Raw genomic sequence first — 13938 nt, forward strand, 5'->3', positions numbered from 1 at the left:
CCGATGCACTACGGCCGGACTTCATAATTTGGTTGCTGCCACAATCCGGGCAGGTAATTTCTTGATAACAGGTCATGCTCCATATTATATGAGCAAATCACATATTTGACCCATTACCCACTTTTTATATACCTATGATTTTTGAGATCGCATTACTTGAAGTCCGCAAAGGACAGGAACTCGAATTCGAATCCTCATTCCGTCAGGCGCAGGCTATTATTTCTTCAATGCCCGGCTATTTGGGGCACGAACTCAACCGCTGCATTGAACACGACAATCAATACGCCCTCATTGTGCGCTGGGAAACCGTTGAGCACCATGAGGTCGGATTCAGAAAGTCGCCGCAATATCAGGAATGGCGCAAGCTGCTCCATCACTTCTATGATCCGTTTCCGACTGTGCTGCATTATCGGGCAGTGGCGGGGGCCGGAAGCCTTGTAGCCTTGTAAATGGTACGCATCGCGTACCATTTACAAAGTTTTCCGATGAACCAGACCTCAAAAGGTACGCGATGTGTACCCTACGGCCTATCCAATTTCCAGTTCCATAGGATGCGCCGAGGCAGGAGGCGCATCGTTCGCGATAAATGGCTGCACTTAGCCAATGCCAAACGTTTTGGACGGGACAACATGCCCCGTCCGGCTATTCCAAGAAGAAACTGTTTTTTCTCGTCAGCTCACAGCATCTATCACTTCACCGGCACCGGCAAGAACTGCGACCATTCCGTCTCGCCGCCGGCTTCATCCGAAGTCGGCAATTGCGCGGTACTCCAGCCGCCGCCCAAGGCCTTGACCAGCAGCACGGCGGCAACCAGGCGCTGGCTCAGAAGATCGACGGCCGTAATTTCGTTGTTGAGGGCGTCGGCCTGGGCGGTATTGACGTTCAGGTAGCTGAGCGTGCCGGCCCGGTACTGGTTGGTCGTCAGCTCGACGGCCTTGCGCGCGGCCGCGACGGCTTTGGCCTGCACCTGGATTTCCTGTTCCAGGATGCGCAGTGCGGCCAGATGGTCCTCGACTTCCTGAAAGCCGACCAGCACGGTCTGGCGATAGGCGGCCACGCTCGCGTCATAGCTGTGAATGGTCTCGCTCAGGCTCGCGCCGCGGGCGCCGCCGTCGAACAGCGGCAAGGCCAGCGCCGCAGGGCCCAGCGCCCAGTAGCGGGCCGCGTTGGTGAGCAGGTTCGAAAACGTGCTGGCTTGGTAACCATTAGTTCCGGACAGGTTGAGGCTGGGGTAATACGCCGCCTTGGCCACGCCGATCTGGGCATTGGCGGCTGCGGCCAGACGCTCGGCCTCGGCGATATCGGGCCGGCGCTCCAGCAGCTGCGATGGCAGGCTGACCGGGATGGGCGGGATTTTGGCATTGAAAGCCGCCACCGGGATGGTCAGTTCCGCCGGGGTTTTGCCCATCAGCATCGCAATCGCATGCTCCAGCTGCGCCCGCAGCACGCCGAAGTCGATGGCCTGCGCCCTGGCCGATTCCAGCTGGGTTTCGGCCTGCACCACATCCGACTTGCCGGCGACGCCGACGGCATAGCGGTTCTGAGTAATCTTCAGCGTTTTGGCAAAGGCCTCGACGGTGTCATTCAGCAGCTTGATCTGCGCATCGAATGCGCGCAGTTGGAAGTAGTTCTGCGCGAGCGTAGCCTGAGTCAGCAGCCGCACGGCCTGCAAACTGGCGGCGCTGGCCTGGGCGCTGGCTTGATCGGATTCCACCTGCCGGCGCACCTTGCCCCAGATATCGGGCTCCCAGGCAACGCTGAACACGCCATTGAACAATGTCCTGACCCCGGAGACGGCCACGCTCTGGCCGCTGGCCGCGCGAAAGCGGCTGGCCGATACGCTGCCTGTCACGGTCGGGAAATAGGCGGACCTGGAGCCCTGCACCAGCGCTTGCGCCTGTCGATATTGGGCTTCGGCCTGGGCGATGGACTGGTTGGAAATGTCGACTTGCTGTTCCAGGGCATTCAGATACGGGTCGTCGAAGATTTCCCACCAGTTGCCGGCAAGCTCATGGTCGCGCGGCTGTGCCAGCTTCCAGCCCTGCATTTCCTTGAACTCGGCCGGCACCGGCATGGCAGGCCGTTTATAGTCAGGCCCGACCGTACAGGCGGTGAGCAATAAGAAAACGGTAACAGTCAACAGCTGTAATTCCAGCCTGTTCCTCATGATTGATAGTCTCCCAAGGTATCCACAGGCGCGGATACCGAATGCTTGGCCTTGCGGCGAAAAACGCGGCGGACCTTGGCTTCAAAGCGGTCCAGATAAAGGTAAATGACGGGGGTAGTGTACAAGGTCAGAACCTGACTGAACAGCAGCCCGCCGATGATGGCGATGCCCAATGGCCGGAGCAGCTCCGACCCGTAACCCGTGCCGAAAGCCAGAGGCACGGCGGCCAGCAGAGCCCCGAAGGTGGTCATCAGAATGGGCCGAAAGCGCATGTGGCAGGCCTTGCGGATCGCGTCTTCGCTGCTCAGTCCGCCGTTGCGCTCGGCGTCGATGGCGAAATCGACCATCATGATCGCGTTCTTCTTGACGATGCCGATCAGCAGAATCACGCCGATCAGGGCGATGATGCTGAATTCCGTTTTGAATGCCATCAGGGCGACAATGGCGCCGACGCCTGCCGAAGGTAGCGTCGACAGAATGGTCAGCGGATGGATGTAACTTTCGTACAGTATGCCCAATACGATGTAAATCGCGATCAGCGCCGACAAAATCAGCCAGGGCTGGTTTGCCAGCGATTTCTCAAACTCTTTGGCCGAGCCCTGGAAACTGCCGTGGATCGAAGCCGGCACGCCCAGATTGTTCAAGGCTTCATTGATGGCCTGGCGGGCTGCGGACAGCGGTACGCCCGAGGCCAGATTGAACGAGACGGTCGCGGTCGGGAACAGGCCCTGGTGATTGACCGACAAAGCCGTGTTGGTGTACTGGTAACTGGCGAACGCCGACAGCGGCACCTGGGCCCCGTCCGGATACTGGACGCTGGGCGGCACGCTGACATAAATGCTTTTCAGGGCCTCGGCGTTCTGCGCGTATTCGGGCGCCACTTCCATGACCACATGATACTGATTCAGCGGCGCGTAAATGACCGACACCTGGCGCTGGCCGAAGGCATCGTTCAGGGTCGAATCGATCAGCGCCTGCGTAACGCCCAGGCGCGACGCGGCGCTCCGGTCGATTTGCAGGGTGATCTGCTGGCCTTTGTCCTGCTGGTCGGTGTTGACGTCGGTCAGCTCCGGCAACTGCTGCAAGGCTCTGACGATCTGCGGCGTCCAGGTACGCAGATCCGAGAGCTGATCCGCTTCCAGCGCGTACTCATAAGTGCCCGAAGACGGCCTGCTGCCGATGCGCAGTTCCTGCGCCGGGAACAAAAACAGACTCGCTCCGGGCACATCGCCAAACTGGCGGCGGAATTTGTTCATGAGCTGGTCGGCGCGCAGATGACGCTCTTCCAGCGGCTTGAGCATCAAATACAAGCGTCCGTTGTTGGTGCGGTCGCCTTCCGTGTTGCCCAGCACCGCCTCGACGTCCGGGTCCTGCCGGATGATGTTGATGAATACCGCCAGCTTCTCCTGCATGGCGCTCGATGAAATCGTCTGATCGCCCATCAGACCGCCCAACAGTCTGCCGGTATCCTGGGCCGGGAAAAAGCCTTTGGGCACGATCGAATACAGGTAACCGTTCAGCCCGACGATGACCGCCAGCAGCAGGAGCACGAATTTGCCATGGTTCAGTGTCCAGGACAGCGACCGGTCATAACCCGCTGCCAGGCGGTTAAACCAGCGTTCACTGATATTATAAAAGCGGCCGTGCCGGTCAGTGGCGCCGCGTTTCAGCCACAGCGAACACAGCATCGGCGTCGTGGTAAAGGACAGCAGCAGCGAGACCACGACCGCGGCCGACAAGGTCAGGCCGAACTCGCGGAACAGACGCCCGACGATGCCGCCCATCAGCAGAATCGGAATGAACACGGCGATCAGCGACAGGCTCATGGTCAGCAAAGTAAAACCGACTTCTTTTGCGCCCAGCAACGCGGCTTGCCCTGGCGATGCGCCCTGCTCCAGATGCCGGGTCGTGTTCTCCAGCACCACGATGGCGTCATCGACCACGAAACCGGTCGCGACGGTCAGCGCCATCAGCGACAGAATATCGAGGCTGAAATCGAATAAATACATGATGCCGAAGGTGCCGATCAGCGATACGGGCACGGTAACGACAGGAATCATCGCCGAGCGCAGATTGCGCAGGAACAGGAACACGACCAGGATGACCAGCATCACGGCGATGACCAAGCTGAGCTGCACCTCTTTCAGGGACGCGCGGATGAAGGTGGAGCGGTCCATCGCGATGGTCAGCTTGACGGTGCTGGGAATGGACGCCTGCAACTGCGGCATCAAGGCCTTGACCTTATCGACCGTCGCGATCACGTTGGCGTTGTCCTGCTTGTACAGGGCCAGCATCACGGCGGTCTTGTCGTTCAGGTAGCCCGTGCTGCCCAGGCTTTCCGCCGAATCGATGACGGTGCCGACGTCGGAAAGACTCACGGGCGCGCCGTTGCGATAGGCGATGATGAGCGGCAGATAATCGCTGGCGGTCTTGGCCTGATCATTGACGAAAATCTGCCAGTGGCGGCTGTCGTCCTCGATGGCGCCTTTCGGCCGGTTCACGTTCGTGGCCGTGATGGCCGCTCGCACGTCGGCAAAGCTGACCCCGTACTTGGCCAGTGCGGCCGGATTCAGTTCCACGCGCACGGCCGGCAGCGAACTGCCCCGGATGGAGACATTGCCCATGCCTTCGACCTGCGAGACCTTCTGGGCGATGATGGTCGAGGCCACATCGAACAGCTGCGAACGCGTCATGACATCCGAAGTCAGCGCCAGCATCATGAGCGGCGTGTCGCTGGGGTTGTTGCGGCGGTAGCTGGGGCGCGACGGCATATTGGCCGGCAACAGGCTGCTGGCGGCATTGATCGCGGCCTGCACGTCACGCGATGCGCCGTCGAAATCGCGGTCGAGGTCGAATTGCATGTTGATGCTGGTGGAGCCGCGACCGCTGGACGAAGTCATCTCCGTGATGCCGGCGATATGGCCCAGCGCACGCTCCAGCGGCGTCGCCACATTCGCGGCCATCGTTTCGGGACTGGCGCCCGGCAGGGAAGCCTGAACCGAAATGGACGGAAAATCCACCTGCGGCAGCGCCGCCACCGGCAGCTGGAAATAAGCCAGCGCGCCGGCCAGCGCGATGCCGATCGTCAGCAGCGAGGTCGCGACCGGACGCGCGATGAAATGAGCGGACAGTGACATGGCTACTCCTTGCCAACCGGCAATGCCAAAGGTTCGGGATTGCTCCAAAGACGCCGGCCCAAGCGGTCGAAGGCCAGATAGATGACCGGCGTTGTGAACAACGTCAGCAGCTGACTGAAAATCAGCCCGCCGACCATGGTGATGCCCAGCGGATGGCGCAGTTCCGAACCGACGCCGGACCCCAGCATCATCGGCAAGGCGCTGAGCAGCGCCGCCATCGTCGTCATCATGATCGGCCGAAAGCGCAGCAGGCAGGCCTGATAGATGGCCTCGTGCGCCGGCTTGCCTTCCTTGCGTTCGGCTTCCAGAGCAAAGTCGATCATCATGATCGCGTTCTTCTTGACGATGCCAATCAGCAAAATGATGCCGATGATGCCGATGATGCCCAGATCGCTGCCCGACAGCATCAGGGCCAGCAGCGCGCCGACGCCGGCCGAGGGCAATGTCGACAGAATCGTGACCGGATGGATGTAGCTCTCGTACAGCACGCCCAGCACGATATAGACGGTCACGAGCGCGGCGATGATCAGCCATACGGTGTCGGTCAGCGAGGCGCTGAATGCCTGCGTGGCGCCCTGGTAACTGGCGCGCACGCTCAACGGCAGCTCGATGTCCTGCTTGGCCTGCTCTATCGCGTCGATGGCATCGCTGAGAAACGCGCCCGGCGCCAGATTGAAGGAAACCGTCGCGGCCGGGAACTGCTCCAGGTGATTGACGACCAGCGGCGCGAACCGCTCCGACACCGTGGCGATCGTCGACAGCGGCACCTGCGTGCCGTTCGAGGACTGGACCCGGACATCGTTGAGCGCCGCGACGCTATTGCGGAATTCGGGCTTCACCTCCAGCACAACGCGGTACTGGTTGGACTGCGTGAACAACGTCGAGATCTGGCGCTGGCCGAAGGCGTTGTACAGCGCGTTATCGATCGCCGCGATGGAAACGCCCAAGCGGCTGGCGCTGCTGCGGTCCACCGACACGAAGGCCTGCAGCCCCTGGTCCTGCAGGTCGCTGGAGACGTCGGCGAACACGGGCGACTGCGCGAGCCGGTCCACGAGCAGGCCGGTCCAGCGGCTCAGTTCGGCCTGGTCCACCGCATCCAGCGTGAACTGGTACTGCGTGCGGCTGGTGCGGTTCTCGATGGTCAGGTCCTGCACCGGCTGCAGGTACAGCTTGATGCCCTGTACATGATCGAGTTTCGGCTGCAGCCTCCGGATCACTTCGACCGCGTTGGTCTTTCGCTCATCCAGCGGCTTCAGGTTGATCAGCAGGCGGCCGGTGTTGAGCGTCGGATTGCTGCCGTCGACGCCGATCAGCGAAGCCACGCTGTCGACGTCCGGGTCCTGCAGCACCACGTCGGCCAAGGCCTGCTGCCGCTCGGCCATGGCCTGGAACGAGATGCTCTGCGGCGCCTCGGTGATGCCCTGAATCACGCCGGTATCCTGGATTGGGAAAAAGCCCTTGGGAATGACGATGTACAAGAGCACGGTCAGCGCCAGCGTCGCGATGGCAACGAACAGGGTGGTAGTCTGATGGCGCAGGACGACACGCAGCAGCCGGCCATAGCCGTCGTTCAGGCTGTCGAGAAACCGGCCGCTGGCCCGGTAGAACCAGCCTGCGTGGGCCTCGTCGACATGCCGTAGCATTTTCGCGCACATCATCGGCGTCAGGGTCAGCGAAATCACGGCCGAAATCAGGATCGCCACGGCCAGCGTGACGGCAAACTCCTGGAACAGCCGGCCGACGACGTCGCCCATGAACAACAGCGGGATCAGCACGGCCACCAGCGAGAAGGTCAGCGAGATGATCGTAAAGCCGATCTGTTCCGAGCCTTTCAGCGCCGCCTGCAGCGGCGGCTCGCCTTCTTCAAGGTAGCGCGCGATGTTCTCGATGACCACGATCGCGTCATCGACGACAAAGCCCGCCGCGATGGTCAGCGCCATCAGCGTCAGGTTGTTGATGCTGAAACCGGCCAGATACATGAAAGCGAACGTGCCGACCAGCGACAGCGGCACGACCACGCCGGGAATGGCCGTCGCGGACAGATTGCGCAGGAACAGGAAGATCACCAGGATCACCAGCCCCAGCGCCAGCATCAGCTCCGCTTCTACATCCTCCACCGACGCGCGGATCGTGGTCGTGCGGTCGGTCAGCACGGCCACGTCAAGGCCGCTGGGCAGCGATTCCTGCAACTGCGGCAGCAGGGCCTTGATGCGGTCGACGACTTCGATGACATTGCTGCCCGGCTGGCGCTGAATGTTGACGATCACGGCCGCCGTCTTGTTGGCCCAGGCCGCCAGGCGCACGTTTTCGGCCTGCTCCCTGATCTCGGCGACGTCGGCCAGCAGCACCGGATTGCCGTCGCGGAAAGCGATGACCAGCGCTTCATACTCGGGAACCGACTTCAGCTGGTCGTTGACGTCGATCGTGGTCGAGCGGGTCAGGCCGTCGAATAGGCCTTTGGGCTGGTTGACGTTGGCGCTGGCGATGGCCTGGCGCACATCCTCCAGGCTCAGGCCGTAAGCCGACAAGGCGGCCGGATTGACCTGAATGCGTATGGCCGGGCGCTGGCCGCCGCTGATGCTGACCAGACCGACGCCGGACAACTGTGACAGTTTCTGCGCCAGACGCGTATCGACCAGATCTTCCACGCGCGTCAACGGCAGCGTATCGGAACTAACCGCCAGCGTCATGATCGGAGCGTCGGCGGGATTGACCTTGCTGTAGATCGGCGGCATAGGCAGGTCATCGGGCAGAAAGTTGGCGGCGGCGTTGATCGCGGCCTGCACCTGCTGTTCGGCCACGTCGATATTGAGGTTAAGGCTGAACTGTAGGACGATGACCGATGCGCCGGACGAACTGGAAGACGACATCTGGCTCAATCCGGGTAACTGGCCCAGCTGGCGCTCCAGCGGCGCCGTGATCAGCGATGACATGACATCCTGGCTGGCACCGGGATAGAGCGTAACGACCTGAATGGTCGGGTATTCAACTTGCGGCAAGGCCGAAACCGGCAGTTCCCGGTAGGCGACGATGCCGATCAGCAGCAAGGCCAGCATCATCAATGACGTAGCGACCGGGCGTAAAATAAACAGGCGGGAGGGATTCATAGGTCAGGCGTACTATCCATGTGGCGGAAAAAAATTACTTGGCTTTGCCCTGCTTGGGCTGATCCTGAGGGCTGTCGTTCGCGGACAGAAGAGCGTCGCCGCTACGATCGATCACCTTGACCCTGGCCCCTTCGCGCAGCTTGTCGGCGCCATCGACCACGACCTGTTCATCGGCTTGCAGGCCTTCCAGCACGGCCACCTGCTCGCCGTCCACGGGCCCCAGCTTCACGGGCCGCGTGCTGACGGTCTGGCCGTCTTTGACCACGTACACGAAGCTGCCCGCATTGCCGTTCTGGATCGCGGCGCTGGGCGCGATGGCCACGCCGCGCAAAGTATCGATCTTCATCCGGATGTTGACGAACTGGTTCGCGAACAAGGACTCGTCTTCATTGTCGAACTCGCTCTTCAACTTGACTGTGCCGGTAGCAGGGTCGATCCTGTTGTCGACGGCCAGCAGCCGGCCTTGCGCCAGCTTGTTCTTGCCGCTGCGGTCATAGGCTTCAACCGGCAAGGATTTGCCCGAATGGAGCTGCTTTAAGACCTCCGGCACCTGATCTTCAGGCACGGTGAAGACCACGGCTATCGGCTGCGTCTGCGTGATTATGGCGATGCCATTGGTATCGGACGCTTTGACGATGTTGCCCTGATCGACCATGCGCAGGCCTAGCCGTCCGGTGATGGGCGCGGTGATCTTGGCATAGCTCAGCTGGAGCTTGGCATTGGCGACCATGGCCTGGTCCGCCGCCACGATGCCCTGGTATTGCTTGACCGTGGCTTCCTGCGTGGCGACCTGCTGAACGGCGATGGAATCCTGCTCCTGCAGGGTCTTGTAGCGTTCCAGGTCCAGCTGCGCGTTCTTCAGCAACGCTTCATCGCGCAGAAGCTGCCCTTCCACCTGCATGAGCTGCACCTGAAAAGGCCGGGGGTCGATTTCGGCGAGTGGGTCGCCTTCACGCACCCGCCCGCCTTCCTTGAAAGCGACATGAATCAGCTCGCCGTCAACGCGCGATTTCACGGTCACGGTGCTCAGGCCCGTGACCGTGCCCAGGCCGTTCAGATAAACCGGCACATCGCCCTCCTTGACCGGCTCGGCCACGACCGCCGCGACCATCGTGCCGCCGTACTGGCCGCTGCGCTTCTTCTCGGGCGCCGCCTGCGCGGGATTGCCGATAAACGGCTTGATGAAATAAACCGCCGCCGATACCAACAGGATCAGCGCCGGCCATGCCAGCCAATGAAATCTCCGCTTCGGTTTTATCGGGCGCGATGCTTTGTTTTCTTCCAACTTCATAAGTAGTCCGGGTTCACGTTTTGTTGATTGACAGCCTGCCGGTGCTGAGCGGGTTGAAAAGGCCGAAGTCCAGGCATTCAGGGCTTGCGGGCTTTGAATTGTAGCGATGAAATGCGCAAGCAATTTGTAGCAATTGTGCAAACAATAGGGAAACTGGCGCGTCGTCGAACATGCCGATCTACTGCGGGGCCTCGTCCGGCCGAACGCAGGCACGGACCATGATTTGATTTGAACTGCCTGGGATGCCGCTCTATCGTTATTGCCAACACGTGACCGCTAGTTGATCGCAAAACTGTAAAACAGCCGTCAAGGCGGCCGGAGCCGGGCCTGAAGGGCGGGTTGAATCCGCTGCGAGCGCCAGCGGTGCGTTTAAAAATGGCGCCAATAAAATAACTGGATTGTTCTTCATATTATGATCAGGTTTTTCTTGTGTGTAGGGTCGAATTCATTCGACCCGAGGCAGTTGTAGACTGGGTTGGAGCTTTAGCGGAAACCCAGCTTAGGCAACTCCAAAAGGCTGGTTTTATCAACCCAGCCTATCGCCGTTAAAAGTTTCGTAAATGATACGCAATGCGTACCCTACTTCTATGAGCAGAAATAGTGCCAACATTTATGTACAGCGCGCACGCGGCACTTGATTGGCTTAGTTAATTGATTACAAAGCCAGTAATTTTTTTGCATACTCATTGCCCAATCCGTGACTGTTCCGCCATCCATGCCAACCATTGAGGTTCTGCTGCTCACGAAACAACCCAGCAGCAGACAGTGTTTCCAATTCAACAGATCGGGCCGATGCCGTCGTATCAGCCCGCCGGCTCCGGAGCGAGCTGCGCCTTGCGGCCGACGCTCTTTTTGATGCGGAAAGTCTGGCGCAGGCGCCGCCAGCCGACCACCAGCGCGCTGGCCCCGAGGACCAGCCCGAACGCCACCCATGTCAGCATCCAGACATCCCAGACCGGACGATAGTACAGCCAGCCGAAATCCCAGTGGTGCAGGCCTGAGTACAGCCAGCGGAACACCTGCCGGCTCCGGTCCAGCCTGGCCAGCAAGCGGCCGTCCTGCGGGTCCAGATAAAGCCGCGTGCCGGCTTCGTCGGCCAGCGTCACCCGCAGCACCGGCAGCGGTTTTTCCACCAGTCCCTGATGGTGTCTGGGGTAGTAGTAGTTGTCGTATTCCGTTAATAGCGTCTGCTTCTCTATCTGGGTATCGCCAGCCAGGCGTTGCGCACCGGCCGCCAGCGCATTCCGGCTGAATTGCGGCACGGTGCTGGTCACCGATTGCGGCTGCCGCTGCCCGTCGCGGGTATAGGCCAGCAGCACGGCTTCATCGCCCAGGCTGCGCCAGCCCAGCTCGACGATATCTGAACCGCTCTCAAGCGGAGCGGGCCGCCAGTCGTGCATCACATCGGGCAGCTTGCCGCCCGAGTAGCGCACCAGTTCCTCGCGGCTGGGATTCGCTGGCGAGAACAGCTTCCAGGGATTGGTGTCGATAAAGCCGCTGATGGCCCAGGACAGCGCCACCGTGCCGCCGATCAGGCCGCTCCAGAAGTGCCATTTGAACCAGAATTCGCGGTAGGGCTGGGTGCGTCCCTGGGAATAGGTCGGCTTGCCGCCGAAGCCGGGCCGCCAGCGTAGCCAGCCGATGATCAGTCCCGTCAATGTCGCGATCGTCGCCGACAGGCCCAGCCAGAATTGCACGTCTTCGCGGATGTGGCCCAGGCCGACGGCGTCCAGCGGCTTGAACAGATGCAGCCAGTTGCCGGCCCAGTAAAAAGCGCGGTCCACACGTGTGGACGCATGCAGCACCTCGCCGGTGCGCGCGGAAATGAACAGCTCTTCACCCGCATCGTTGTCGATGGCGATGTGATGGAACGGGCTCAAGGCATCCTGGTTGCGTATCCTGATCGTCTTGTCGACAGTTTCCAGATGCATGACCTGATTATCGCCGCCCGACCAGTTTTGCGCGATTTTCAGGGCCTGTTCCACGGAAATGTCATGCAGCGTGCCATCGATCGCCGACAGCGCGAAATAGCGGCCGCGATCGTCCTCGATCAGCCACAGCGGTTCGCCGCCGCTGCGCACGAGCCTGGCATCGGCAATGCCGGCCTCGCCTGCCGGCGGCTTTTTGGCGCCGGCATTGCCTGCGGTCTTGGGTTGGCGCGCCACGGCCGCCTTGCGCTGTTCTGCGCTACGGTCCCAGGCTTCGCCAAGACTCAGCCAGCCGGCTTCGAGCGCCAGCGTCTCGGCATGGGCCAATCTCTGGCTGCGGCTTTGCGCGGCTGGGGTGGTATACATGATGACCAGCCCTGTCACGAACCAGAAAAACATGAACAGGGCCAGGACGATGCCCAGCCAGCGATGGACTTCAAATAACAGGCGTTTCAAGGTTCTCATTTGTTTTTATTCCCAAATATGGACAGGTAAAAATACGGTTAAATTGCAGAGCTGTGGGGGCGACTTTAGTCGCCCGACTAAAACAAAAGGCGACTAAAGCACTAACTGGGCGAATGAATTCGCCCCTACAGCCCGGAAAGGTAATTTGCCAGCGCTTCGATCTCATCATCGGTCAGCGCTTTGGCAACCTTGTTCATGACGCCGCCCGGGCTGTTGGAACGTTCGCCCAGCTTCCAGTTGACGAGCTGTCCGCTCAGGTAAGTGTTGTGCTGGCCGCCGATGGCCGGATAAGTCACGTTATCGGCAATTCTTCCCTTGCCGCCTTCACCGTGACAATTGATGCAGGCCTCGATTGCTCGGGCCTGGTCGCCATTGCTGAACAGGTTTATCGCGGCAGCACTCTCGCCGGCCGAACTGCCCTGCTGGCGTTTCTGGCCGGCGAAGTAGGCGGCGATATCGGCCATGTCGGCTTCGCTCAAGTCCTCGGCGATCACGCTCATGACCGGATGCTTGCGCGCGCCGCTCTGGAAATCGCGCAGCTGCTTGATCAGGTAGCCGGCATATTGGCCGGCATGGCTGGGAATCCTGCCGTCATCGCTGTTGCCGTCCTGGCCGTGGCACTCCTGGCAACGCTCGGATTCCGACATTTCCCTGCCCGCCACCGGATCGCCGCTGCCGATACGCTGCGGAATCGTGCTGGCTCTCTCATCAGCCGCCACGGCTTTACCCGATACCAAAAGCGCGAGCATGCCGAAAGCCAGAAACCGCACGCTATTTCGCTGCCTGACTGGCCGCCAGCTGCTGCACGACTGCTAGCGCCTTTTCAACATTCTGGACTGGCTTGAGCCCGTCCAGCGTTGCCGCTATCCTGCCATCGGGCGTGACGATGAAAGTCGTGCGTTCGGCAAAGCCGTGATTGATTTCCTCGCCGCGCGTATCCTTCTTGCCCGGCGCCGCCTCTCTCACGGCCAGATCGAAGGCTTTGCTGATTTTGCCGTCGGCATCGGAGGCGACGGCCACTTTGCCCGCGCAGTACTCAGGATCGGCCGAAAAGACGTTGAGCCGCTCGATGCTGTCCAGCGACACGCCGATAACCGTCGCGCCGGCGGCCGTGAATTTGTCATGGTTGACGGCGAACGTGTGCGCTTGCAGATTGCAGCCGCCCGTATAGGCCGACGGATAGAAATAGACCACGACAGGGCCTTTTTTCCGCGATTCTTTCAGGGAAAAGGCAAAAGGTTTGCCGGCCAGCGAAGCCTGCGCCTCGAAATCCGGCGCCGTATCGCCTTCTTTCAGGGCGGCAGCGGCCGGCAGCGTGATGGCATTCGACAATAGACAAGCTAATAGAAAACGTTTCATGTAAGTGCTCATTTAAAGGGGTTTGTAGGTATCGTGGCAGGCCTGATCGCAGGACTTGGAAATCTCGATGGCCTTGTTGGACGCGGACTCGTAGTCGCTGGCTTCGACGAATTTCACGATGGCGGCCGCATTGTCCTGATAAACCTTGGAGTCGGCCACGGCATCGGCGGCATTGCCGCGTTTTTGGAAGAAGCCTTCGACCAGTTTGAACGCATTCTGAAGCTCTCTGGCCAGTGCAATGGCCGAATCACGGTCCTTGTTGGTGATGCTGTCCTGCAGGTTATGGGTGTTGTTGTCTACTGCTTCCATCAATTCTTCGAAATCGAATTCGCTTTCGGCAGCGGCCACACTGCTCGCCAACACGAGAACGATTCCGAAAAGGTTAATCATTTTGCGCATATTTGATCCTTGCCGACGGCAGCGGTAGCTCCGTCATGTACTCTTTGTAATAACTGCTTGAATCGCTCCGGTCCCGAAAGCCTGA

9 protein-coding genes are annotated in these 13938 nt (G+C 60.5%); 1 reads left to right on the forward strand and 8 read right to left on the reverse strand.

All coding sequences use genetic code 11. The features are described from left to right. The first annotated feature begins 134 nt into the window (after positions 1–134). Positions 135–449 (forward strand): antibiotic biosynthesis monooxygenase, encoded by a 315-nt coding sequence (locus V2P20_RS18770; RefSeq protein ID WP_331821046.1) that lies wholly within the window; start codon positions 135–137, stop codon positions 447–449. A gap of 239 nt (positions 450–688) precedes the next feature. Here the strand turns inward: V2P20_RS18770 and V2P20_RS18775 are convergent, their stop codons facing one another. The 8 genes from V2P20_RS18775 to V2P20_RS18810 form a co-directional block, all read right to left on the reverse strand. After that, positions 689–2167 carry an efflux transporter outer membrane subunit gene (locus tag V2P20_RS18775; RefSeq protein WP_331821048.1) on the reverse strand — a complete coding sequence of 493 codons (1479 nt, stop codon included), beginning with the start codon at positions 2165–2167 and terminating at the stop codon, positions 689–691. Further along, positions 2164–5304, reverse strand: coding sequence for an efflux RND transporter permease subunit (locus tag V2P20_RS18780; protein WP_331821050.1), 3141 nt, complete (start codon positions 5302–5304; stop codon positions 2164–2166). Before V2P20_RS18780 ends, V2P20_RS18775 begins: the two co-directional genes overlap by 4 nt. Positions 5305–5306: 2 nt before the next feature. Beyond that, positions 5307–8411: an MdtB/MuxB family multidrug efflux RND transporter permease subunit gene (locus V2P20_RS18785; RefSeq protein WP_331821052.1), complete on the reverse strand. Its 3105-nt coding sequence runs from the start codon at positions 8409–8411 to the stop codon at positions 5307–5309. 34 nt (positions 8412–8445) lie between these two features. Next, on the reverse strand, positions 8446–9702 hold the full coding sequence (locus V2P20_RS18790) for an MdtA/MuxA family multidrug efflux RND transporter periplasmic adaptor subunit (RefSeq protein WP_331821054.1): 1257 nt from the start codon (positions 9700–9702) through the stop codon (positions 8446–8448). An 803-nt stretch (positions 9703–10505) separates the two neighbouring features. Beyond that, positions 10506–12095 carry a PepSY domain-containing protein gene (locus tag V2P20_RS18795; RefSeq protein ID WP_331821056.1) on the reverse strand — a complete coding sequence of 530 codons (1590 nt, stop codon included), beginning with the start codon at positions 12093–12095 and terminating at the stop codon, positions 10506–10508. Positions 12096–12220: 125 nt separating this feature from the next. Then, the gene (locus tag V2P20_RS18800; protein WP_331821058.1) at positions 12221–12865 is read right to left on the reverse strand and encodes a c-type cytochrome; all 645 of its coding nucleotides are present in this window, start codon (positions 12863–12865) and stop codon (positions 12221–12223) included. A 1-nt stretch (position 12866) separates the two neighbouring features. Further along, the gene (locus V2P20_RS18805; RefSeq protein ID WP_331821060.1) at positions 12867–13454 is read right to left on the reverse strand and encodes a peroxiredoxin; all 588 of its coding nucleotides are present in this window, start codon (positions 13452–13454) and stop codon (positions 12867–12869) included. 12 nt (positions 13455–13466) lie between these two features. Beyond that, positions 13467–13853, reverse strand: coding sequence for a hypothetical protein (locus tag V2P20_RS18810; protein ID WP_331821062.1), 387 nt, complete (start codon positions 13851–13853; stop codon positions 13467–13469). Between the last annotated feature and the right edge of the window lie 85 nt (positions 13854–13938).

The sequence above is a fragment of the Methylobacter sp. Wu1 genome, assembly GCF_036553575.1.
In the GTDB taxonomy this organism is placed as follows: Bacteria; Pseudomonadota; Gammaproteobacteria; order Methylococcales; family Methylomonadaceae; genus Methylobacter.

What these genes read in the sequence shown, in the direction of transcription:
- V2P20_RS18770 (WP_331821046.1), top strand. Translation starts at nt 135, where the DNA reads ATGATTTTTGAGATCGCATTACTTGAAGTCCGCAAAGGACAGGAACTC.
- V2P20_RS18775 (WP_331821048.1), bottom strand. Translation starts at nt 2,167, where the DNA reads ATGAGGAACAGGCTGGAATTACAGCTGTTGACTGTTACCGTTTTCTTA.
- V2P20_RS18780 (WP_331821050.1), bottom strand. Translation starts at nt 5,304, where the DNA reads ATGTCACTGTCCGCTCATTTCATCGCGCGTCCGGTCGCGACCTCGCTG.
- V2P20_RS18785 (WP_331821052.1), bottom strand. Translation starts at nt 8,411, where the DNA reads ATGAATCCCTCCCGCCTGTTTATTTTACGCCCGGTCGCTACGTCATTG.
- V2P20_RS18790 (WP_331821054.1), bottom strand. Translation starts at nt 9,702, where the DNA reads ATGAAGTTGGAAGAAAACAAAGCATCGCGCCCGATAAAACCGAAGCGG.
- V2P20_RS18795 (WP_331821056.1), bottom strand. Translation starts at nt 12,095, where the DNA reads ATGAGAACCTTGAAACGCCTGTTATTTGAAGTCCATCGCTGGCTGGGC.
- V2P20_RS18805 (WP_331821060.1), bottom strand. Translation starts at nt 13,454, where the DNA reads ATGAAACGTTTTCTATTAGCTTGTCTATTGTCGAATGCCATCACGCTG.
- V2P20_RS18810 (WP_331821062.1), bottom strand. Translation starts at nt 13,853, where the DNA reads ATGCGCAAAATGATTAACCTTTTCGGAATCGTTCTCGTGTTGGCGAGC.